This window comes from Szabonella alba, from assembly GCF_016765775.1.
Taxonomy (GTDB): domain Bacteria; phylum Pseudomonadota; class Alphaproteobacteria; order Rhodobacterales; family Rhodobacteraceae; genus Szabonella; species Szabonella alba.
Genome location: NZ_JAESVN010000007.1, coordinates 73655 through 96635, shown reverse-complemented (window position 1 = coordinate 96635; position 22981 = coordinate 73655). Strand labels below are relative to the sequence as shown.

Annotated in this window: 22 protein-coding genes; 21 read left to right on the top strand and 1 reads right to left on the bottom strand. The window is 64.3% G+C overall.

Going from position 1 to position 22981, the window contains the following annotated elements:
• The first annotated feature begins 114 nt into the window (after positions 1 to 114).
• The 20 genes from JL811_RS15570 (at position 115) to JL811_RS15480 (ending at position 19415) form a co-directional block, all read left to right on the top strand.
• The gene (locus tag JL811_RS15570; RefSeq protein ID WP_202689619.1) at positions 115 to 4461 is read left to right on the top strand and encodes a bifunctional class I SAM-dependent methyltransferase/DEAD/DEAH box helicase; all 4347 of its coding nucleotides are present in this window, start codon (positions 115 to 117) and stop codon (positions 4459 to 4461) included.
• Complete coding sequence (locus tag JL811_RS15565) at positions 4461 to 5498, top strand: DUF7146 domain-containing protein (protein WP_202689646.1); 1038 nt, start codon at positions 4461 to 4463, stop codon at positions 5496 to 5498. The genes JL811_RS15570 and JL811_RS15565 overlap by 1 nt, the downstream gene beginning before the upstream one ends.
• 338 nt (positions 5499 to 5836) lie before the next feature.
• Positions 5837 to 6772: a DUF2493 domain-containing protein gene (locus tag JL811_RS15560; protein WP_237684999.1), complete on the top strand. Its 936-nt coding sequence runs from the start codon at positions 5837 to 5839 to the stop codon at positions 6770 to 6772.
• A 164-nt stretch (positions 6773 to 6936) separates the two neighbouring features.
• Positions 6937 to 7353 (top strand): hypothetical protein, encoded by a 417-nt coding sequence (locus tag JL811_RS15555; protein ID WP_202689618.1) that lies wholly within the window; start codon positions 6937 to 6939, stop codon positions 7351 to 7353.
• A 696-nt stretch (positions 7354 to 8049) separates the two neighbouring features.
• Positions 8050 to 8451, top strand: coding sequence for a single-stranded DNA-binding protein (locus tag JL811_RS15550; RefSeq protein ID WP_172366194.1), 402 nt, complete (start codon positions 8050 to 8052; stop codon positions 8449 to 8451).
• Between the two features lie 308 nt (positions 8452 to 8759).
• A complete protein-coding gene (locus tag JL811_RS15545; RefSeq protein WP_202689617.1) occupies positions 8760 to 9008 on the top strand; it encodes a helix-turn-helix domain-containing protein in 249 nt (82 codons plus the stop codon).
• A 10-nt stretch (positions 9009 to 9018) separates the two neighbouring features.
• The gene (locus tag JL811_RS15540; RefSeq protein WP_475636553.1) at positions 9019 to 9381 is read left to right on the top strand and encodes a DNA -binding domain-containing protein; all 363 of its coding nucleotides are present in this window, start codon (positions 9019 to 9021) and stop codon (positions 9379 to 9381) included.
• A gap of 112 nt (positions 9382 to 9493) precedes the next feature.
• Complete coding sequence (locus JL811_RS19995) at positions 9494 to 9697, top strand: transcriptional regulator domain-containing protein (RefSeq protein ID WP_237684998.1); 204 nt, start codon at positions 9494 to 9496, stop codon at positions 9695 to 9697.
• 28 nt (positions 9698 to 9725) lie between these two features.
• A complete protein-coding gene (locus JL811_RS19990; protein WP_337924757.1) occupies positions 9726 to 10265 on the top strand; it encodes a DUF2285 domain-containing protein in 540 nt (179 codons plus the stop codon).
• 141 nt (positions 10266 to 10406) lie between these two features.
• Positions 10407 to 10688 (top strand): helix-turn-helix transcriptional regulator, encoded by a 282-nt coding sequence (locus JL811_RS15530; protein ID WP_202689616.1) that lies wholly within the window; start codon positions 10407 to 10409, stop codon positions 10686 to 10688.
• Positions 10689 to 10800: 112 nt separating this feature from the next.
• The gene (locus JL811_RS15525) at positions 10801 to 11880 is read left to right on the top strand and encodes a replication initiator protein A (protein WP_237684997.1); all 1080 of its coding nucleotides are present in this window, start codon (positions 10801 to 10803) and stop codon (positions 11878 to 11880) included.
• Positions 11877 to 12530, top strand: coding sequence for a ParA family partition ATPase (parA, locus tag JL811_RS15520; RefSeq protein ID WP_202689614.1), 654 nt, complete (start codon positions 11877 to 11879; stop codon positions 12528 to 12530). The genes JL811_RS15525 and parA overlap by 4 nt, the downstream gene beginning before the upstream one ends.
• A complete protein-coding gene (locus JL811_RS15515) occupies positions 12527 to 12781 on the top strand; it encodes a hypothetical protein (RefSeq protein WP_202689613.1) in 255 nt (84 codons plus the stop codon). Before parA ends, JL811_RS15515 begins: the two co-directional genes overlap by 4 nt.
• A complete protein-coding gene (locus JL811_RS15510) occupies positions 12778 to 13263 on the top strand; it encodes a DUF2840 domain-containing protein (protein ID WP_337924756.1) in 486 nt (161 codons plus the stop codon). The genes JL811_RS15515 and JL811_RS15510 overlap by 4 nt, the downstream gene beginning before the upstream one ends.
• A complete protein-coding gene (locus tag JL811_RS15505; RefSeq protein ID WP_202689612.1) occupies positions 13260 to 13805 on the top strand; it encodes a S26 family signal peptidase in 546 nt (181 codons plus the stop codon). The genes JL811_RS15510 and JL811_RS15505 overlap by 4 nt, the downstream gene beginning before the upstream one ends.
• 68 nt (positions 13806 to 13873) lie before the next feature.
• The gene (locus JL811_RS15500; RefSeq protein WP_202689611.1) at positions 13874 to 14209 is read left to right on the top strand and encodes a DUF736 domain-containing protein; all 336 of its coding nucleotides are present in this window, start codon (positions 13874 to 13876) and stop codon (positions 14207 to 14209) included.
• Positions 14206 to 14976 (top strand): transglycosylase SLT domain-containing protein, encoded by a 771-nt coding sequence (locus JL811_RS15495; protein ID WP_475636552.1) that lies wholly within the window; start codon positions 14206 to 14208, stop codon positions 14974 to 14976. The genes JL811_RS15500 and JL811_RS15495 overlap by 4 nt, the downstream gene beginning before the upstream one ends.
• A gap of 243 nt (positions 14977 to 15219) precedes the next feature.
• A complete protein-coding gene (locus JL811_RS15490) occupies positions 15220 to 16959 on the top strand; it encodes a relaxase/mobilization nuclease domain-containing protein (RefSeq protein WP_202689610.1) in 1740 nt (579 codons plus the stop codon).
• Positions 16960 to 16984: 25 nt separating this feature from the next.
• Positions 16985 to 18970 carry a conjugal transfer protein TraG gene (locus JL811_RS15485; protein ID WP_202689609.1) on the top strand — a complete coding sequence of 662 codons (1986 nt, stop codon included), beginning with the start codon at positions 16985 to 16987 and terminating at the stop codon, positions 18968 to 18970.
• Positions 18954 to 19415 carry a CopG family transcriptional regulator gene (locus tag JL811_RS15480; RefSeq protein ID WP_475636551.1) on the top strand — a complete coding sequence of 154 codons (462 nt, stop codon included), beginning with the start codon at positions 18954 to 18956 and terminating at the stop codon, positions 19413 to 19415. Before JL811_RS15485 ends, JL811_RS15480 begins: the two co-directional genes overlap by 17 nt.
• A gap of 303 nt (positions 19416 to 19718) precedes the next feature.
• Here JL811_RS15480 and JL811_RS15475 read toward each other — a convergent pair whose 3' ends face one another.
• Entirely contained in the window at positions 19719 to 21158 is a 1440-nt protein-coding gene (locus JL811_RS15475) for a helix-turn-helix domain-containing protein (RefSeq protein WP_202689608.1), read from the bottom strand.
• Between the two features lie 132 nt (positions 21159 to 21290).
• On the opposite strand from JL811_RS15475, the gene aceB reads away from it, so the two are divergent.
• The gene (aceB, locus tag JL811_RS15470; RefSeq protein ID WP_202689607.1) at positions 21291 to 22913 is read left to right on the top strand and encodes a malate synthase A; all 1623 of its coding nucleotides are present in this window, start codon (positions 21291 to 21293) and stop codon (positions 22911 to 22913) included.
• Positions 22914 to 22981 lie beyond the last annotated feature (68 nt).

Sequence of the window (22981 nt, the reverse complement as noted above, 5' to 3'; positions counted from 1 at the left end):
CGTCCATGCCTTCCTCCTGAGAGGCAGAGGGAGGCCGGGAAGGGTTTGAGCTGGTGCGGTCGAGAGAGAGCGCCGCGCGGCACGATCCTGTCACGCTCTCCCGAGGTCTTCCCCATGAACATGATTTCCGCATCCGCGACGGCTCGGGCCACCGCGCCGCTTCCGCTTGCCTCCGACCGCGATACCGCTGCGTCCATCTTCGCTGCGGCGGGGTTGCTGCTGCCCCGTCTCGAACGTGGCCAGCGCATCGACGCCGCCACGCTGCGCGGCGCGATGGAAGCGGCCTTCGGCGCCTCCGACGCCACCGGCGCCTGGGACTGGAAAACCGCCTATGATGCCTGCGAAGCCGCGACCGTCCTGTTCCTGCGCAAATACGGAAAGGCGCTTCTCCGTAAATCCGGCTCTGCGGCCGAGAGCCTGCTGATGCTGACGATGATCGCCGGGCTTCTGCCGACGCATACGCGCCGGTCGGAGGAAGCCCAGACCTTTCAGCAGTTCTCGACGCCAATCCCCCTCGGCCTGATCGCCACCACGGCCGCCGCCATCACGCCCGCTGACCGGGTGCTGGAACCCTCGGCGGGATCCGGGTTGCTCGCCATTCTGGCCGAAATCGCCGGTGGGACGCTGGTTCTGAACGAATTGGCTGAGACGCGCGCAGCGCTGCTCTCCTCCCTCTTTCCGGCGCTTCCCGTCACCCGCTTCGACGCGGCGCAGATCGACGACCATCTCGATCCCGGCCAGATCCCCAGCGTCGTTCTGATGAACCCGCCGTTCTCGGTGCTGGCCAATGTCGAGGGCCGCGTCGCCGATGCCGCCTATCGCCATGTCGCTTCGGCGCTGGCGCGTCTCGCGCCCGGCGGGCGGCTAGTGACGATTACCGGCGCGAATTTCGCCTCCGACAATGCCACCTGGCGGGATGCCTTCACTCGGTTGCAGCAGCGCGGCCGCGTCGTCTTCTCCGCCGCCATCGACGGTTCGGTCTATGCCAAACATGGCGCGACCATCCCGACGCGGCTGACCGTCATCGATAAGCTGCCCGCAGAAGATCCCGCTGTCTTTCCCGCAGCGCTGGGCGTCGCGCCTGACACCGCTACGCTGATGTGCTGGCTTGCCGATCTTCCGGCCCGGCTGCCGGTCGAGATGCCCGCCGATGCTGCCGTGGTTCCGGCCGGTCCCGCGCCACGCACTGTGCGCGGCCATGTCAACCGCGCGTCGAAATCCACCCGGCTCGCGCCGCTGGCCGAGCCGGAGGCCGCGCCGCTTGACTACGAAGCCGTGGATTGGCTGCCCGCTGAGGACGGCAATATCTCCGACGCCATCTATGAGGAATACGGGCTTCAGGTCATCCGTATTCCCGGCGCGCAGGCGCATCCGACGCAGCTCGTCCAGTCGGCCGCGATGGCGAGCGTGGCGCCACCGAAGCCCAGCTACCGGCCGCATCTGCCGAAGACCATCCACGGCCTCTTGTCCGATGCGCAGCTTGAGACGGTAATCTATGCCGGACAGGCCCACGCTGATCATCTCGCTGGGGCCTGGACGGTGGACGATACGTTCGATGTTGTCAGCGCCGCCCCGGAGGACGCGAAGAATGCCGTCCGGTTCCGACAAGGTTTCTTCATTGGCGACGGCACCGGCGTGGGCAAGGGCCGGGAATCCGCCGCCATCATCCTCGATAACTGGATGCAGGGCCGTCGCAAGGCCGTCTGGATCAGCAAGTCCGACAAGCTGCTGGAAGACGCCCAGCGGGACTGGTCGGCCCTCGGCATGGAACGGCTGCTGGTCACGCCGCTGTCGCGTTTCCCACAGGGCAAGCCGGTCACGCTGACGGAGGGCATCCTATTTACGACCTATGCCACGCTACGCTCCGACGACCGTGGAGAAAGGGTTTCCAGGGTCAAGCAGATCGTCGAATGGTTGGGCACCGACTTCGATGGGGTGGTGGTTTTCGACGAGGCGCATTCAATGCAGAACGCTGCTGGCAGCAAGGGAGATCGTGGGGATGTCGCCGCTTCGCAGCAGGGTCGTGCAGGGCTTCGTCTGCAGCATGCCCTGCCGGATGCTCGCATCGTCTATGTCTCGGCGACGGGGGCCACCACGGTTCACAATCTAGCCTATGCCCAGCGGCTCGGCCTCTGGGGCGGTGAGGATTTCCCCTTCGCCACGCGGGTCGAGTTCGTTGAGGCCATCGAGGGCGGCGGCGTTGCAGCGATGGAAGTCCTAGCCCGTGACCTTCGCGCGCTCGGCCTCTACACCGCCCGGTCGCTGTCGTTCCAGGGCGTCGAATACGAGTTGGTCGACCATGAGCTGACCCCAGAGCAGACCCGGATCTACGATGCCTATGCCGGGGCCTTCGCCATCATCCACAACAACCTGGACGCGGCGATGGAGGCCGCAAACATCACCGGAAGTACCGGCACTCTGAACCGTCAGGCCAAATCCGCAGCCCGCAGCGCCTTTGAATCGGCCAAGCAGCGGTTCTTCGGTCACCTGCTGACGTCGATGAAAACCCCGACGCTGATCCGCTCGATCACGGCCGATCTGGAAGCAGGCCGTTCCTCCGTCATCCAGATCGTCTCGACCGGCGAGGCGCTGATGGAACGGCGGCTGGCGGAACTGCCCACTGAGGAATGGAACGACGTGCGCGTGGACATCACGCCGCGCGAGTATGTCCTGGACTACCTCGCCCATTCCTTTCCAGTTCAGCTCTACGAGCCCTTTACGGACAGCGAGGCCAATATGTCGTCGCGGCCGGTCATGCGCGACGGTCAGCCGATTGAGTGCCGCGAGGCCGTCGCCCGGCGTGACGAACTGCTCGCCCATCTCGCCAGCCTGCCGCCGGTGCCCGGTGCGCTGGACCAGGTGATCCAGCATTTCGGGACGGATACGGTGGCTGAGGTAACGGGCCGCTCGCGCCGCATCATCCGCAAGCCGGGCAATGGCGTCACCATGGACCGGCTTGTCGTCGAGAACCGTGCCGGTTCCGCCAACCTCGCCGAGACGCAGGCGTTCATGGATGATAGCAAGCGTGTCCTGGTGTTTTCCGACGCCGGCGGCACCGGGCGCAGCTATCACGCCGAACTGTCGGCGCGGAACACCCGGCTGCGCGTCCATTACCTGCTCGAAGCCGGGTGGAAAGCGGATACGGCCATTCAGGGCCTTGGCCGCACTCACCGCACCAATCAGGCGCAGCCGCCGCTGTTCCGACCGATCTCGACCAATGTGAAGGCTGAGAAGCGGTTTCTTTCGACCATTGCCCGCCGCCTCGACACGCTGGGGGCAATCACCCGCGGCCAGCGCCAGACCGGCGGCCAGGGCCTGTTCCGTCCCGAGGATAATCTGGAATCTCACTATGCGCGCGACGCGCTGCGCCAGCTTTACCTGTTGCTGGTGCGCGGCAAGGTCGAGGGATGCTCGCTCGAGCGCTTCGAGGCGGCGACCGGATTGAAGCTGATGGACTCGAACGGGATCAAGGATGAACTTCCCGGCATCACGACCTTCCTCAACCGGATGCTGGCGCTGACCATCGAGCTTCAGGGCATCCTGTTTACCGCCTTCGAGCAGCTCCTGACGGCGAAGATCGAAGGCGCCATCGCGTCCGGCAACTATGACGCCGGGCTGGAGACACTGACGGCCGAGAGCTTCATCGTCACCGACCGCCGGACGATCTACACCCACCCGCGCACTGGCGCCGAAACCCGCCTGCTGACCATCACCGAACGCAGGCGCAACCATCCGGACACACTGGCCGATGCGCTGGCGTATCTGGACGATCCGCGTGCAGTCCTGATGGTCAATGATCGGTCGGGCCGTGCCGCCGTGCAGGTGCCGACCACCAGCGTTATGCTGGATGACGGCGAGATCGAGCGCCGCGTCCGGCTGATCCGGCCGATGGAGGCACAGAATGTACCCGTAAAGGCCATGCCCGAGACTTATTGGGTTGAGGCCGACCGGGAGGACTTCGCTTCGGCCTGGAATGCTGAGGTGGCGGATGTACCGGAGTTCACGGATGCCGCCCTGCACATGGTCACAGGCCTCTTGCTGCCGATCTGGAAACGGCTGCCGAACGAGTCCACCCGTGTCTATCGTCTCCAGACCGATACGGGTGAAAGGATCATCGGCCGCCGCGTGTCGCCAGCTTGGGTCGCCCATGTGACCGTGGCCGGCACCACCTTGCTGACGCCGGAGGATGCCTACACGGCGCTGATGGACGGGCGGACAATCCTCGATCTTGAAGAGGGCCTCCAGCTTCGCCGGGTCCGGGTGATGGGTGCGCTGCGCATCGAATTGTCGGGTTTCACCGACACGATGCGCGAACGGCTGACGGCGTATGGCCTCTTCCACGAGATCATCTCGTGGAAGCTCAAGATGTTCGTGCCCACCGATGCCTCCGGCGTGGCTGTCCTCGCCCGGATATTCGACCGCTGGCCGGTCGAGCGCATCGGCGAGCGGGAGGCTGCATGATGGCACCGCGCCAGGCATCGGAACTGGCGCATCGTCTCGGCCGCGAGGCCGAGGCGGTCTGCCGCGAATACCTCTCCGCCGGGCGGCGGGCAGGCAATTACTGGCTGGTCGGGGATGTGCGGAACACCTCCGGCCGATCCCTCTATGTCCGGCTGAAGGACAGCGCCAAAGGCCCGGCAGGCAAATGGACCGACAGCGCCACGGCTGAACATGGCGATCTGCTGGATGTAATCCGCGAGGCGCTTGGCCTCGTCGAGTTCAAGGATGTGGCCGAGGAAGCGCACCGTTTCCTCTCGCTCCCGCATCCCGAGCCGGAAAAAACCAGAATGCCCACCGGCCGGGTGCCGGGCATGGCGGTCGGTTCGCCTGAAGCGTCTCGGCGGCTCTTCGCCATGTCGAAGCCGCTCCCGAGCACCCTTGCGGCGATCTACCTTAGCGGGCGGGCGATCACGTCGCTCGAGGGCATCACCGCACTGCGCTACCATTCCCGGTGCTATTACCGGCCTGACGAGCATTCCCCCACAGAGATCTGGCCGGCGATGGTCGCTGCCGTCACCGATCTCAGCGGACGACAGACCGGCGCGCACCGCACCTGGCTTGCCCTCGACGGTTCAGCCAAGGCACCTGTCGAAACACCGAGGCGAGCAATGGGCGACCTTCTCGGCCACGGCGTCCGCTTCGGTGCCGCCGGTGACGTGCTCGCCGCCGGAGAGGGCATCGAAACAGTTCTGTCGCCCCGTCAGGTTCTGCCCCACATGCCGATGCTGGCAGCGCTTTCGGCCGCTCATCTCGCCGCCACCCTGTTCCCGGCAACGCTGCGCCGGCTCTATGTCATCCGGGATCGCGACCCGGCCGGGGACAGTGCGAGAGACAGCTTGATTGCCAGAGCAGCGAGCCTCGGAATCGAGGCGATATCGCTTACGCCGGTCGAGGGTGATTTCAACGACGATCTGCGGCTGCACGGTGCCGATGCTCTACGGGCGGTCCTGAAAGATCAGCTTCATCCCGATGACATGCGCCGTTTCCTCATGGGCTGAGGGCGGGTCCGATCTTGGAGGCGCGGTGTGGCTCTGTCGCCCGCCGGTTGCCTTCGCGCGCCATCGGCAGCTGCATCCTGCGTCGGAGAGTCCCGCACCCACGGCCTACTTGAGAGGGCGATCGGCGCACAAGCGGGGCCGGGCAGGCAATGGCGGCGGCCGACTATTTTCCGCCGGCGGGGGCGAGCCCCGCCTTTGCATCGCGAAAGACAAAATAGTCGGCCTTGGCCATCAAGGCCCTCGCGGAGCGGGCGAGGGCTGCCAACCCGTCCTGCCCGTGCGCTTCGACGCCTGCGAAGGCCGCGATGGGCGCGGTCTCCAGACGAAGGACGCTCCCGATGATGAAGGCAACCCACACTGCAGGCGACGAGCCGATCCACACCTCTTCCCAGACCGATCACGCCCTCACCGAACTCCAGCTCTACGGCTGGCGCCCTTTCCAGGATGAACCCGATCCCCGGCCGCTGCCCGAGGGCAACATCGTCGCCTCCGCCGTCGCAGATATCTTCGATGCCCTCGTCTCGACGCTGTCCGATACCCGCCTTGAACCCGATCTCGAAGATCTGCTCTGGGGGGCTGTCAACCTCTTCCACCGCGCCAACGACAGGGTGGAGCGCAATCTGGACGACAACGAGCAGGCGCAGCGCCGCCTTCAGCGGGAACAGGATGGCAGTGAGGTCAAAAGCGTCGAACTCGAACGCCTCACGGCGGAGGGGCAGACTCTAATCGAACGGCGGAACACAATGGAGTTGCTTCGTGACCTCTCCGCTGACGCCTTCGAGCACCACACCGGCAGCGCCTGGCGGCCGCGGTCCGGCTCGATGGTCAACCATCGCAACCTCACTTCGGCAATGATCGACAGCCGCGACTTCCTGGCCGCGAAACGCCGTGCCGAGGCCGAGGTGCTGCTGCCCGCCGGCCCCAAGGTCGCCGTCACTGGCGGTGCGGACTTCAACGACCATCGTCTGATCTGGGCGCGGCTCGATCAGGTCCAAGCCAAGCACCCGGACATGGTGTTGCTGCACGGCGGTTCACCCAAGGGCGCCGAACTGATCGCCTCCCGCTGGGCAGACAACCGGAAGGTTCCGCAGGTCGCCTTCAAGCCCGACTGGACGAAGCACGCCAAGGCCGCGCCCTTCAAACGCAACGACGCCATGCTCGACACCCTGCCGATCGGCGTCATGGTCTTCCCCGGCTCCGGGATTCAGGAAAACCTGGCGGACAAGGCTCGTAAGCTCGGCATCCCGGTCATGAAGTTCGACGGCGGCGCGTAAAGCGCCGCCGACAGGCGGCTGGTCCAGCTGCCTTTACTTGACGGAAGGCCGGTTTCACGGTCAGATAAGACATCCTTGCAGAACCGGTGAATGAACATAGTCGCAGCCGAGCCTCGCTCCCGGCAGCCTGACGTGATTCCCACATTCGTTCGCTGGAGGTCTCCATGACACTGATCATTCTCGCCATTGCGCTGACCATTGCTGCCTGTGTGATCGCCTGGAATCTTGCGATCTATGCGCTGCCTGTAATGGCCGCCATCTCTGCCGTACAATTTGCCTGGGGCGCAGGGGCGGGTATCCTGATGTCCGGCCTCGCTGCCCTCGGTGCCGCGTTGCTGTCGGTTGCAGCGGTGATCATGGTTCTCGGCTTTGCGCGGAATCCCGCGCTGCGGCTGATCGCCCTTGCTCTCTTCGCCGTGCCCGCCACCATCGCAGGCTATGCGCTGGTCTATGGCATCACGAAAAACGCCTTAGATTCTGGCCTTGTCCTCAATTTGCTCGGTGGCATCGGCGGGCTCATCATCGGCATCTCGGCCATCGTGCATCTGAATGCTCTCGGCGAGTCGGTGTTTTCGCGCTGAGGCTTTGGCTGGGGACGGCGCTCTCAGGAGAACCCGCCGGCTTGTGCCGCCGGGATCCGGGCACCCTCAGTGTAACGGGACACGATGCCCATCGTGGGCCAGTCGTTCTCCGTTCCTGGCCGTCATCGCCCGTTATGGGAAATCTGCGTCGGCATGATCCCTGTACAGCCGGCGGTCGAAATCGGCCAATCGGTCCATGCTGTTTCGTCAAGTAGGCCGCGCCATCTTCATGGCACCTTTCTGCAATGATGTTGGCCCGCGCCTCGGCCTGCGCAGGCATGGCTGAGCGGATCTGTATCTGCATCCGATAGCCTGGGTGTCCTCGTCCCGAACCAAAAGGCCTTCCGGCGGGAAGGGCAGGGGGGCCGCGAAGTGAGCTGATTGACCTGTCCTCTCTGGTGCCAGTTTCAGGGGAGCGATGCTGATACCCGCATGGGATGCCAGTTCTGCTCTGTGTCTCCGAAGAGCACTCGAACGCACCACTCCCTCCGCCTGACTGATCCCCTAAGTCCGTTCGGTTTCCACCAGCAACCCCCGCGGCTCCGGACCGTGTTGGCGCGCGAGGCGCGCCTGCCCGCACCACTCCGGGCCTTGGGGGCAAGCAGCCGCGAGGGCGGCAGTTGCGGGTCGCTCCCGACGGCCTTGGCCGGGTCTCGTCGGAGGGATGGTCCCTCCGAGAAGCAACGGAGACTTATAATGCAGAACATCGTCATCCTCGCCGGCAACATCGGCCAAGCCCCCGAAACCATCACCACCCAGGGCGGCACCGGCATCACCCGCTTCACCCTGGCCACCTCGCGCCCCCGCTACGCAGAAGGCCGTGTGGTCCGCGACGAGAACGGCTATCGGGTGCAGGACACCGAATGGCACCGCATCACCTGCTTCAACGGCCTCGGCAAGACGGTCCAGGAGCATTGCGAAAAGGGCATGAAGCTTCTGGTGCGCGGCCGTATCCACTACACGAAATGGACCGATGCGGCAGGCGTTGACCGCTACGGCTGCGAGATCATCGCCGAGACGGTCGATTTCCTGAGCCGGGCGAAACAGACCGAGACCGACGACGGCAAGTTCATCGACGACGATGACATCCCGTTCTGAGCGGGAAGCCCGGAACCCGGCGGCGCAGGCCGCCGGGTTTTCCCATGCTCGCGCCGGACGCAGCGGATATCTCAGCGCGAGAGGTGCAGGCCGATGCGCCCCCGACTCTGGCCTGCTGTGCCGATCCTGCTCCTGGATACAGGGCCTGCGCCTCAGTTCGCGGCAACCGAATCAGTTGCCGTGTGCCCAGCCGAGAATCCATAAATACCATGCCTCCGAGATGGTTTCTGATTTGCGCCACAGCATAAAGCGACTATTATAGTCGTAGTTCTGGAGCGTGTGCAGGTCCGGATGGGAGGTGATCATGTATGATCACCGCTCGCCAATCACGGGCCGCGCGTGCGCTCTTGGGCTGGACGCAGGAGACGCTCGCTGACAAGGCCAGAGTATCACTTACCGCGCTCAAGCGCCTCGAATCCGAAAATGGACTCGAGGTGTTCGAGTCTACGCGCGATGAGGTGCGCCGGGCTCTCGAGGCAGCGGGGATCGTTTTTCTGGCAACCGACAAGGGCGAGGGCGTGTTGTTGCTTCACGAAAGCCGCAGCACAAGACCGTAGCGTCACCATCGTGGCGACGACGGATCTCGTCAAAAAGAATGGCTATCTCTCTACGGAGGTGGTTAACAAATGCGTTACCAGCGGTGATGAGAACGTGATGGGGAAAGTCCTTCAGGAGTTTCTTGACGAACCACCGGCCAGCGACAGGCTCACGGCCTATGACCGGGACCACATGAAGCTTTATATGCGCCTGCTTGATGCAGAGCGCGATGGCGCTGACTGGCGTGAAGCTGTGCAGGTCCTGTTCGGACTGGATCCTGAACAGGACCCTGTGCACTGTCGCTCGGTTCATGATGCCCACCTGGCGCGCGCAAGGTGGATGACGGAAGAGGGCTATCGCCAGCTGGTCGCTGAGAGCCAGCGCAAGACCTGACCCGTGATGCGTGCCACGCATCACCTGTCAACCTGAAGCTGACTTCCCTGGCTCAACTTCCCCGGGAATGCTGAACATCCGAAATTCCCAGTAAAACACTCGGGAGGTTGCGATGATTCCGGATGCCTCGACATGGCGCTCTTCGGCTGACTACGACCATCTGGATGCACTGACGGCATCCGATATGGCATGGGAATGGTTGCGTCGGAATGATGAGTACGATGCCGATTTTGAATCCGTAGCCTCTGCGCGAGGAGACCCCGACCCGCTGACCGAACGTATTCGGCAGCGGTGGGGGTTGCGATTTCCCGGTTGATCCTCTGCTGTCGCCTCCAGAAGCGCCGGTGCTCTGGCTTCCGCAGGCAGACAGCAGTGTCGTCGTGCTTGCCGACACCCTTGTGGAGCTCGGTGACACGCCTGGCACCACGCCGCCGATCAGGCGTGGGGACGTCGCACCAGACAGTATCGATGTTGCGTTCCGCTTCGCACTCGGCAACGGGCAGGCCCTCCAGATCCTGGACGGCACCAGTGGTGGCGACAGGGTTGCCGTTGCGATCATTCCCCTCAGCCTCGACGGTTTTGACCGGATCGAGGCAGTGGAGCGGCTTCTCGCTGCCCTGCACGGGCGCTCGATCCCTCCTGACACTCGAATGACCCGGCAGCAGCGCGCAAGGTTGCGGCGCATGCTGCGGGCCTTCGACGGTCACCGCGCAGGTGCCACCCAAAAGGAAATCGCGCAGGTCATCCTGCATTCCGGTCCGTTTGACAGGGATGAATGGCAGGCCTCCTCGGCCCGCCACACCGTCAAGGCGTTGCTGCGTGATGCCCGCTCTATGATTGCGGGCGGATATCGAAAGCTGCTGCGTCATCGCCGCCCACGCTAGCGCAGTTTACAGCCTCGGGCGGTGGGCGATTTCGATACCCTCCAACTTCGCCCTGCATATCGCCGCGTCTTGTTCGCCACCGTGGTCGTTGCCCGTCGCTGATCCGCAGCGACCGTCCCCAACACCACGGAGGTATGCCCCATGCCGCAAGATCCCATCCTTTTGCCGCCGCGCTTTCTGCGCACCAAGGATGCCGCCAAGTTCCTGAGCCTTTCTGCGCGGACCCTTGAAAAGCACCGCACCTATGGGACCGGCCCGGCCTATCGCAAACTTGGCGGGCGCGTCGTCTACGCCATCGACGATCTGGAAGCCTGGACCGAACGCGGCGCGGTGACCTCCACCTCGGATCCGCGCGGCTCGGCTCTGCCCGCCAAGCGTCATCCGCAGTTGCCCGGCCACCAGGCCCGAAGCTTCGCCCGCTGAGCCTTCGCATATTTCCATGGCAGCGCGACGCGGGTCCCCTTCCGAGCGCGGGCAGCTCGACCTCTTCAGGGCGCTGCCCGGTGATTTCGCCCCCAGAGATGCACAGGATCTCATGGCCTATCCGTTCTTCTCCCTCGCCAAATCCCGACGCATCGCGCCGATCGATTTTGCCGCTGGCAATGTGACCATCCGGGTCGAAGCGGTTCCCGATCATGGCATGGCCACGATCTGGGACGCCGATATCCTGATCTGGGCGGCGAGTCAGATTGTCGAGGCGCGCGATGCCGGCTTGCGGACATCGCGGCTGATGGCCGCGACCCCCTATGAAATCCTGCGCTTCATCGGTCGCGGCACCTCGAAGCGCGATTACCAGCGCTTGAGAGCAGCACTCGACCGCCTGCAATCCACCACGGTCAGCACTACGATCCGCCAGCTGGTGGAAGGCAGGCGTCATCGCTTTTCCTGGATCAACGAATGGAAGGAGCGCAGCGGGCGTGATGGTCGCCCCGACGGGATCGAGTTGATCGTGCCGGACTGGTTCTATCAGGCCGTTCTGGACGACGCCCTCGTGTTGACCATCGACCCGGCCTATTTCGACCTGACCGGGGGCCTGGAACGCTGGCTCTACCGCATCGTGCGCAAGCATGGTGGTCGCCAGAAAGCTGGATGGCGGTTCGACTTCCGGCATCTGCATCAGAAATCGGGTAGCCTATCGCCGTTCAAGCGTTTTTCCTTCGAGCTGCGCGACATCATCCGTCGCCAGCCGCTGCCCGGATACACCCTCTTTCTGGAAGTCGAGATCGGCGGTCGCGTTCTCCTGGCTTTCGAGCCCGCTCCGTCTTGTGGGAAACCTGTGAATGCCGTCGTGCCATCAGGAACCCGGAGGGACGTGCCATCAGGAACCGGGGTCACGTGCTATGCGGAACCGAAACCGGGATTAACCCACCGTGGCCACACGCAAAATCGTGCCCTTAACTTAGAGTCTAACAAAGAGTCTAACATTGAAGGGCGCGCGGGCGATGTGGAAAAGTTCATCCGCGACACCGCCAGAAGCCTCCGGATTTCTGCAAAGAAGGGCGCATTGCAGCCGGAATCGGCCCGCAAACCGGCAGCCGATCCGGGCAATGAATTGCGGTTTGACGATCCCAACACTTCCCCTCTGCCCGTCGATCTGCCGGGAGGGGACCGATGATCATCGCGCTCCTCAACCAGAAGGGTGGCGTTGGCAAGACGACCCTGGCGCTGCACCTTGCTGGTGAACTCGCGCGGGATGGCCAGCGCGTCACCCTGATTGATGCCGATCCGCAAGGCTCTGCCCTCGACTGGTCGCAGCAACGCGTAAGGGAAGGCCATCCCCGTGCCTTCGCTACGGTCGGCCTGGCGCGCGACACGCTGCACCGTGAAGCCCCTGATCTGGCCCGTGACGCAGATCATATCGTCATCGACGGCCCGCCGCGTGTTGCTGGCCTGATGCGCTCCGCGCTGCTCGCCGCAGATCTCGTGCTGATCCCGGTGCAGCCGTCACCCCTCGACGGCTGGGCCTCGGCCGAAATGCTTGCCCTCCTGGCGGAGGCCCGTATCTACCGGCCCCAACTCGCTGCCCGGTTCGTACTCAACCGCTGCGGGGCGCGCACCGTCATCGCCCGTGAAACGGCCGAGATGCTGGCGGACCAGGATCCACGGCTGCTCGCCAGCACCATCGGCCAGCGCGTCGTCTTCACCGATTCCGCGCAGACCGGGAGGCTGGCCCGCGAAATCGATGACCAGTCGCCTGCGGCGTGCGAGATCGCGGCACTGGCCGCCGAGATCCTGCGCCTGTACATCGGGAGGGCATCGTCATGACCGGAGGGTCTGACAAGCGTGGTTTCGCGACTCGCCCAGCCGATCCCGATGGCTGGATCAAGGCCGGCGACGCGCGGCCCGAGTGCGATGGTGTCGCGACGTTTTACTCCGCCCGGCTCACCGTGGACATCACGCCTGAACTGCGCGGGCGGATCAAGATCGCTGCGTTCGGGCGCGGCATCACTGTCGCCGCGATGCTGCGTGACCTGTTGGCGCGCGAGTTTCCCGATGGAGCGGGGGAACGCCCGTGATCGCCATCGACGCGCATATGGCCGATTTGACCCGGGTGGAGCTGACCTGGATCGAAGGCCGGACCGAATACTGGATCAGGTTCGGCCAGAAGGCCGGCTCGCAGATCCTCGACAACAATCGCCGCCATGTCTTCTTCCTTCCTGGCACGATCTTCGCCTTCGTTCGCTGGGCGGCGAATGACTTTGGGACGATCACGTCGCGCCTCCACATCCTGCGCGCGGTGGCACCGGGCGCACCCTGCCAGACGCTGCCCTGCGTCCATCCCGGCGGCGAGATTCTCCTGAAGATCGACGGCTGGCCAAAGGTCGAAGCCGTCCTTCGCCACATCGATGGGATCGAGGCCGGCGGCATCGATCTGGCCGAGGTCGATTCCGATCACTGGCGGCACGTTGGCCACTGGATGAGCGCAAGCGAAGCGCCGCGACCCTATACGGTCGCGCGCCATCGCGCATGGCTGCGGCGGCGGGAGATCGCTCCATGACCCGCATCCGCTATGTCATGGTCTCCGCGGTCTCCGTGCTCGGGATCGCCATCGCTGGAATCGCTCCGACCGCGCCACGGCTGATCTGGAACGCTTCGGCCAGCGTGCCGATCGGCTTCTACACTGTCGCGCTCGCCGAGCGGATCGACCTCTCCGATCTCGTCGCGGTCCTTCCGCCAGAACCCCTTGCTTCCTTCATGGTCGAGCGCGGCTACGTCGCCCGCGACGTGCCGCTTCTGAAGCGCGTCCTCGGCCTGCCCGGACAGCGGCTATGCCGCGACGGCCGCGCCATCACCGTCGACGGTGTTCCGCTCGGCGAGGCGCGTGATCGCGACAGAACCGGCCGCGACCTGCCGGTCTGGCAGGGCTGCCGCATCATCGCCGGGGGCGAGGTCTTCCTGATGAACCCGGATGTCGGCGACAGCCTCGACGGTCGCTACTTCGGCCCGTTTCCCGTCTCGGCGGTGATCGGTCGGGCCACCCCGCTTTACACCGATGAAGACGGCGATGGCCGCTTTGTCTGGCGCGCGCCGATGCGGTGACGGCGCGTCTAGAGCGGGGCGATTGCGCCGTCCCGCATCTTCTCCACCGCATTTGAAAGGAGCCTCCAATGGCACAGATCGGCCAGTTTACCCGCACCGCCTCCGGCTACTCCGGGCAGGTTCGCACCCTCTTGCTCGACGTCGAGCTGACCTTCGTTCCGACCGACAACCCCGACTCCGAGAAGGCGCCCGCCTATCGTATCCATCTCGGCGATGAGGACGGGCCGGAGGTCGGCGCGGGCTGGAAACACACCGGCGAAAGCGCGGGTCCGTATATCTCTGTCGTGCTCGATGATCCGGTGTTCCCGCAGCCGATCCGCGCCCGGCTGTTCCAGTCGAATGAGGAAGGCCGCGACTGGAACCTGCGCTGGACCCGCGCGAAGAAGCACGACGAGCAGGAGTGACTATTGTCATGCCCTGTTCCCGCCAGATGATCGGGAGATGTGGCTCAAGCCGCCGCATCCTCCTCTTCCTTCTTTCCGGCCTGCTGACGGCAACCACCGCGATACAGCAGGGTTTGGCGCAGACCGATCCACAGCATTCCGCCACCGTCTCGCATCCTCACGGTGCCCTTATCGCCGAGGCAGCGCAGAGGTTCGGCATCCCGGCCGCCTGGATCATCGCGGTGATGCGCGTCGAAAGCGCGGGCGATCTACAGGCGCTTTCCTCCGCCGGGGCGATGGGCCTGATGCAGGTCATGCCCGAGACCTGGGCGGAGTTGCGCATCCGTCATGGACTCGGCACCGATCCCTATGATGCGCGCGACAATATCCTCGCGGGCACGGCCTATCTGCGCGAGATGTGGGATCGCTACGGCAATGTCGCGGCGATGCTTGCCGCCTATAATGCCGGCCCCGGGCGCTATGATGACTACCTCTCGACCGCACGCCCGCTTCCGGCCGAGACCCGCAGCTATGTCGCGGTACTGACGCCGATCCTGCTCGGTGAAGAGCTTCCCGATGGCGGATTGGCTGTCGCACCGCCGCGCGACTGGCGCGAGGCCGCGATCTTCGTGGCGCAGCAGATCGGCGCTTCCACTTCCGATCCCACCGCCCTCGACCGCACGCCGGAGGATTCCCCTTCGCTCGTCCCGGCGGCATCGGAAGCCCTCACCGCCTTGCAGCCGGAGGGGCTCTTCGTGCCGCGCGCAACCGATGGACCTCAGCCATGAGCCAGTTGGGCACATATCGCATGATCTCGGGTGCTGGCGTGTCATGGAGGGCGCAGAGGGTCGCGGCGGGCACCACGACCGAAGGATGGCGAGATAAAAAGGCGCACGGTGCGCGACGGTCAGGCGGTTGTTTTTGCAGGGATTTCTGGCGCGTTTCGCACCGTGCAGCGCTGATGCGCACTGTGCGATTCGCCGTTATCTTGTTGTTTTTATTTTCTGTTTTACACGGTGCAGGCTTGATCCATGGCCGATGACAGCGAGTTCCGTATCCGCCCGGGGCGCATTCGCTCAACCCGCGCACAGCAGGCGCGTCCCTTCATCGCCCAGGCATTGGCGGCGGTGCAGAAGGCCGGTGGGCGGGTTTCGCGTTCGGGTAAGGTGACCGGCGGCAACCGCTCGCACTTTGGCCGGGGACAACGCGCCAGCATTCAGGCCAATCGCATGCTCACCGGGCGGTCGCGCAATGTCGTAATCAAAACCCGCGTGGTGCGTCACACGGCGCGCTCTGCACCTCTCGCGGCGCATCTGAACTATCTCGGCCGTGACGGTGTGACCCGTGACGGGGAAAAGGCGCATCTCTTCGGCCCCGAGGGGGATGACATGGACGCCCGCGCGTTCGCCGAACGCTGCAAGGATGACCGGCACCATTTCCGCTTCATTGTCTCGCCCGAGGATGCCGTCGAGATGATCGAACTGCGCGAGCATGCCCGCGAATTGATGGCGCAGATGGAAAAGGATCTGGGCACCAGGCTCGACTGGGTCGCGGTCGATCACTGGAACACCGACAACCCCCATACCCATATCATCCTGCGCGGCCGCACGGATGATGGCCAGGACCTGGTGATCTCGCGGGACTACATCAAGGAAGGGATGCGCGCCCGCGCTCAGGATCTCGTCACACAGGAACTCGGTCCGCGCACCGACATTGAGATTCACCGCAATCTGGAACGGCAGGTCGAGGCCGAGCGCTGGACACAAATCGACCGGCAGCTTGTCCGCGATGCCGGCAAGTCTGGTGTTGTCGATCTCGCGCCCCATGCCGACCGACCACAGGACGAGTTCCAGACGCTGAAGGTCGGCCGGCTTCGCACCCTCGAAGTCCTCGGACTCGCCGATCAGTTCGCCCCGGCGCAATGGGTGATCAGACCCGAGGCCGAGACAGTCCTGCGCGAGTTGGGTGAGCGCGGCGATATCATCAAGCGCATGCACCGCGCCCTGACCGAACGCGGCATTGAGCGCGGCTCTGGCAGCTATGTCCTTGCGGGTGAAAGCCTCGACGTTCCCGTCATCGGCCGTCTGGTTGAGCGCGGCCTTGATGACGAGTTGAAGGGCACGGCCTATGCGGTCGTCGATGGCGTGGACGGGCGCAGTCACCACATCAGGCTTTCGCATCTGGATGCCGCCGGAGACAGCCCGCCGGGCTCCATCGTCGAGCTGCGCGCCTGGGAAGACGGGCAGGGCACGCGCCGGGTGGCGCTCGCGGTTCGTTCCGATCTCGATCTCGGCGCGCAAGTGTCGGCTTCGGGCGCGACCTGGCTCGACCGGCAGGCCATCGCCCGCGATCCGATTGCGCTTTCCGACAGCGGCTTCGGCGCCGAGGTCCGTCAGGCCATGGATGAGCGCGCCGAGACCCTGATCGGGGAGGGCTATGCCAAGCGGCAGGGCGGGCGGGTCGTCTTTGCCCGCCGTCTTCTCACCGCCCTGCGCCAGCGCGAGGTCGATGCCCTCGGCGAGAAACTTGCAGCCGAGACCGGTCTGCCGTTCAACCGCGCTGGCAGCGGGGAATATGTCTCTGGCAGCTATCGCCAGCGCTTCGCGCTCGCCTCGGGCCGTTTTGCCATGATCGATGACGGCCTCGGTTTCCAACTCGTGCCCTGGTCGCTCTCTCTCGACAAACAGATTGGCCGCCACGTCTCCGGCGTCGCCCGCGACGATGGCGGGGTCGATTGGGAGTTCGGTCGTAAGCGCGGCCTCGGCCTCTGACAGTACCCGGAAAGGAACACCGCCCATGTCCGCCACAAAGATCCTCTGGGGACAGATTTCCATCGTCTTCCTGATCATCCTCGCGACCACCTGGGGCGCGACGCAATATGTCGCCTGGAGCCTCGGTTATCAGCCCCAGCTCGGCCCGCCCTGGTTCGAGCTCTTCGGCACGCCGATCTACTATCCGCCGGCAATCTTCTGGTGGTGGTATTTCTATGAAGCCTATGCACCGACGATATTCGCCAAGGGCGGCCTCATCGCGGCATCGGGTGGCTTCATCGCCATCGCCGTCGCGATCGGCATGTCGGTTTGGCGGGCACGGGAAGCAAAGAACGTCGCAACCTATGGCTCGGCGCGATGGGCGGAGCGGCCCGAGATCAAGGCGGCGGGGCTGCTCGATCCCGATGGTGTCGTGCTGGGCCGTTACGATCAGGACTATCTGCGACATGACGGGCCGGAGCATGTGCTGTGCTTCGCTCCGACCAGATCCGGCAAGGGCGTTGGTCTGGTGGTGCCGTCACTTTTGACCTGGCCCGGCTCTGCTATTGTCCATGACATCAAAGGCGAGAACTGGCAGCTGACTTCTGGATTCAGGGCGCGCCATGGCCGCGTGCTGCTTTTCGATCCGACCAATCCGAAATCCTCGGCCTATAATCCGCTCCTTGAGGTGCGCCGCGGCGAATGGGAGGTGCGGGACGTCCAGAACATCGCCGACATCCTCGTTGACCCGGAAGGTAGCCTCGACAAGCGCAACCATTGGGAAAAGACCTCGCATTCGCTTCTGGTCGGCGCGATCCTGCATGTTCTCTATGCCGAACGCGACAAGACACTGGCAGGCGTCGCGAAATTCCTGTCCGATCCGAAACGTCCGGTGGATTCCACGCTCCGGGCGATGATGAGGACCCCGCATCTGGGCGAGGCCGGGCCGCATCCGGTCGTCGCCAGCGCCGCGCGCGAGTTGAGGAACAAGTCCGAGAACGAAAGATCAGGCGTGTTGTCGACCGCCATGTCGTTCCTTGGCCTTTACCGCGATCCGGTCGTGGCCGAGGTCACGCGCCGCTGCGACTGGCGCATCAGTGATATTGTCAGCGGCAAAGAGCCGACCACCCTCTACCTCGTCGTGCCGCCCTCCGACATCAACCGCACCAAGCCGCTGATGCGATTGCTGCTCAATCAGGTGGGTCGGCGTCTGACGGAGGATCTTCAGGCCAATGCCGGGCGGCATCGACTTCTGATGATGCTCGACGAGTTTCCGGCGCTCGGGCGGTTGGACTTCTTCGAGACGGCCCTGGCATTCATGGCCGGTTACGGCCTGAAAAGCTTCCTGATCGCGCAATCCCTAAACCAGATCGAAAAAGCCTATGGGCCGAACAACTCAATCCTCGACAACTGCCATGTGCGGGTCAGTTTTGCGACGAATGACGAACGGACCGCCAAACGGGTGTCCGACGCGCTCGGGACCGCGACCGAGATGAAGGCGATGAAGAACTATGCGGGGCACCGGCTGTCGCCTTGGCTCGGCCATCTGATGGTGTCTCGGTCGGAAACTGCCCGCCAGTTGCTGACGCCCGGCGAGATCATGCAGCTTCCGCCGAACGAAGAGATCGTCATGGTCGCGGGTATCCCGCCGATCAAGGCGAAGAAGGCGCGGTACTTCGAGGATGCGCGGTTCCGCGAGCGGCTATTGCCACCTCCGGCCCTTAAACGGTTAGCGGATCCGCGCCCCGACGACTGGACTAGCCTGCCGGTGCCGGCACGACCGGTAGCGACGGAGGATTCCATGCCAGGGGAGGCCGAGGATGAAGACCCGACCGAATCTGAGCGGAGGCTGCAACCGGAGCTCAATCGCGTGAAGCCGGTCGAGAAGAAAAGGCCCATCGAGAACGAGTTCGAGGCTGGTCTCGGCGATGACATCGACGAGGAGGCGGTCCAGAACCGGCGTATGGTCCGTCATGTCCAGAGCATCGCCCGCCAGGTCTCGATGGACCCCAACGATGGCATGGATCTCTAGCGCCATGGCCATCCGTCCGAAGAAGCGGAAGTTCACCGTCTATCTTGATCCTGAGGTCGAGATGGCCCTCGCGGACTTTGCCGTGCGCCGGGACCGATCACAGTCAATGATCGCCGAGGCCGCTATCGCATCTTTCCTCTCGCCCGATGATGCCGAGCGGCGAGAGGCCATTGTCGCCAAGCGCCTCGATCAGATTGATCGACGTCTCGCACGTGTTGAACGAGATGTCGGGATCTCGGTCGAAACCATGGCGGTATTCATCCGCTTCTGGCTTGCGACGACCCCGGCACTGCCCGAGCCCGCTGCGAAAGCCGCCCGCGCCAAGGCGGGTGAGCGATATGAGGCCTTCATCACGGCCCTCGGGCGGCGTCTAGTCCAGGGGCCGAAGCTTCGTCAGGAGGTGCCGGAGGATGTTCAAGAAGCTGATCGAGCAGGCGAGACATAATTTCGGATCCGTAAATTTGAACCTTTTAGCGATATTCATGCGGAGTGCGGCACAGAAAGCCGTTCGCTTGCGTAGCGGAAAACCCGGCCCAGAGCAGCCGCTCGTTGAAATTGTGGCTTATCTAACACCGATTTTTTGGTTTCGCGGGCAGTGAATGTTCCGTATCGGCATTCAGACCGGCAACTTGACCTGAGCAGTTTTAGTGGGTCCTTACGCGCCGTCATGTTCCTGCAGCGACCAACGGGAGCGCGGACAAACTGGTGTCCGCAAGCATGAAATTTTTCCGCGCTCGGCCCGCAGCAATTAAGCTATTTTTTCAAAACTGAAGATCGCCAGGCTGCGCTCGCGCTCGTTGACTTGCAGGCGGCGGTTGATGGGCGGGTTGGCCCGCGCGGCGCAGTTGGGGCGTTCGCACAGATAGCAGTTCAGCCCGACATCGACAGGTCGCGTCCGGCCAAGGTCGATCCCGTCGGCATAGACCAGCCGGGGCGCATAGGCGACATCACAGCCCAGCCCGATCGCCAGTCGTTGGGCCGGATCGCCATGGGTGCCGCCGGCGCGGGTCACGGTGCGCGCGATCGAGAAATAGCTCGCCCCTTCCGGCATGCGGATGACCTGGGTCTGCACCTGATCGGGCGTATCGAAGGCGGCGTGGATATTCCACAGCGGGCAGGTGCCGCCGAAGCGCGAGAATGGAAAGCGACCGGCACTGAAGCGCTTGGTCATGTTCCCGGCGCGGTCTACGCGCACGAAGAAGAAGGGAATGCCGCGCGCGCCCTCGCGCTGCAAGGTCGACATGCGATGCGCGGTCTGCTCGTAACTAGAGCCGAAACGGTGGCTCAGCAGTTCGACATCGTAGCGGGTGGACTCGCAGGCGGCGAGGAAGCGGCCATAGGGCATCAACAGCGCCGCCGCGAAGTAGTTGGCCAGGCTGACCCGCATCAGCGATACCGCCGCCGGATCGCTTAGCCCGGCATCGCGCACCAGATCCGCGATGGCGGCCTCCTGCTCCAGGCGCGCCAGCAGCACGCCGATCTGAAAGCGGCGGCTGGACTGGCTGAGAAGCTCGGAAAGCATCAGTTCCTTGCGGTGCAGGTCGAAACGGCGCAACTGGTCGCCCATCACCTCGGCGGGCAGGATGCGGGTGCGGATGCCATGCGCCGACAGGCGCCCGGACAGGGCGATATGCGGCTCGCTGCGATGCAGCTGCAATTCGTCGGCCAGAGCTTCGGCGGCGCGGTCGAGCCCGGCAACGTGGTTGCGGTGCTCGTAGAACCACTGCCGCACCCCATCGACTGGCCGCGAGGTCTCGGCCAGAACCTCAACCTTGTCGCGGTCGGTCAGCGGGTTGTCATCGGCTTGCGGGCGTAGCACCGTTTCACGGTAGCGGTCATGCAGCCTGACAAAGGCGGCAGCTAGCTTGGGCGAGGCCTGAAGTACCGCCGCAATCTCGCTGCGGCTGACGCCCGCCAATTCCAGCGCGGGATCCTTCAGCGCCGCCCCGAAATCCGCAGCCAGTTGGGCATCGCTGGCCGGGGCCAGTTCCGAGATGTTCAGATCATAGACCTCGGCCAGTTTCATCAGGAAGCGAGCCGAAGCGGGGCGCTGATCGGCCTCGATCAGGGTGATGTAGCTCGGAGAGACCCCGAGCTCGGCCGCCATCTGGCCCTGGGTCAGCCCCAGCGAGTTGCGTAGCACCCGCAGGCGCGGGCCGATGATGAGCTTTTCCGCGCGCGGCGCCATGTGACAAATCCTGACAAGGTGGCAGGGGAACACTGACATAAGTTACAGTAATACCCTTTGTTTTCAGGATTATAATGCACATACAGCATGACATTACTAGTGTGACATGAGTTCAGTCACCGGAGAATCGTCATGCCGCTCGACCGCCCTGCCGCCAGCCTGCCGCCCGTCATCCTGCGCGCCGCGCCGGACGTGGATCGGGTGCTGACCGCCGATGCTCTCGCCTTTGTCGCCGAATTGCAGGGGCGTTTTGGTCTGCGGCTGAATGCCCTGATGATCGCCCGGTCGCGGCGGCAAGAACGCATCGACCGCGGCGAACTGCCCGACTACCTGCCCGAAACCAAGGACATCCGCCAGGGTATATGGGAGGCGGCGCCGGTGCCGCAGGTGCTGCGCGACCGCCGGGTGGAGATCACCGGCCCGGTCGAGCGCAAGATGATGATCAACGCGCTGAACTCGGGTGCGAAGGTCTTCATGGCGGATTTCGAGGATGCGACCGCGCCGAGCTTTGCGAATATAATCGCCGGTCATGGCAATATGATCGACTACCGCGACGGCCTGCTGGCGTTCGACGATCCGAAAACCGGGAAAAACTACCGCGTTGGCCCCGATCCGGCGCTGCTGATCGTCCGCCCGCGCGGGCTGCATATGGCCGAGGCCAATGTGCTGATCGGCGGGCAACCGGTCTCGGCGGCGCTGTTCGATTTCGGGCTGACGATCTGGCATTGCGGCCGGGCACTGGCGGCGACCGAACGCGGCCCGTTCTACTACCTGCCCAAGATCGAGAGCCATGACGAGGCGCGGCTGTGGAACGACATCTTCCTGTTCGCGCAGGAGAAGGTCGGACTGGCGAAGGGCACGATCAAGGCCACGGTGCTGATTGAGACATTGCCGGCGGCGTTCGAGATGGACGAGATCATCTGGCAGCTGCGTGACCATATTGCCGGGCTGAACTGCGGTCGCTGGGACTATATCTTCAGCTATATCAAGACCCTGCGCAATCATGGCGCTTATCTTCTGCCCGACCGCGCCGAGGTGACGATGGATCGTGCCTTCCTTGCCGTCTATGCGGCGCGGCTGGTCAAGGTCTGCCACCGGCGCGGCATCCATGCGATGGGCGGCATGTCTGCGGCGATCCCGGTCAAGGGCGACTCCGCCGCCAATGTTGCCGCCTTCGCCCGCGTCCGGGCCGACAAAGAGCGCGAGGTCCGTATGGGCCATGACGGCACATGGGTCGCACATCCCGATCTGGTTCCGGTGGCGTTGGAGGTGTTTGACGCCGAGATGCCGCTGGCCAACCAGATCCGCAAGCAGCGGCAGGAAGCGCGGATCGTGCCGGCGATGTTGCTGAAACCGCATGACGGCCGCATCACCGAGGCCGGCGTGCGCACCAATATCTCGGTCGCCATCGAATATCTGGCAAACTGGCTGTCCGGTCGCGGCGCGGTGCCGATCCACAATCTGATGGAGGATGCCGCGACCGCTGAGATCAGCCGGGCCCAGCTTTGGCAATGGCTGCGCCATGGTGCGGCGGTTGAACTGGCAGATGGCGACAGCACCAGGCTGACCACGGAATGGCTGGGCGCGCTGATCCAGGAAGAGATTGTCGCGATCCTTGGCCGTCTTGGGCCGACCGGCTTCCACCGGGGACATTACGCCAGTGCCGCCCGCATCGTGCAGGAGGCGGTGACGGCCGAAACCCTGCCCGATTTCATCACCGCACCCGCCTATGACGTGTTGAACGTACTCGACTGATGGACCCCATCCGCATGCTTTCACCCTTTGGCGGGCCACTGCCCGCCAGCCCTCTCAATCCTCCCTCA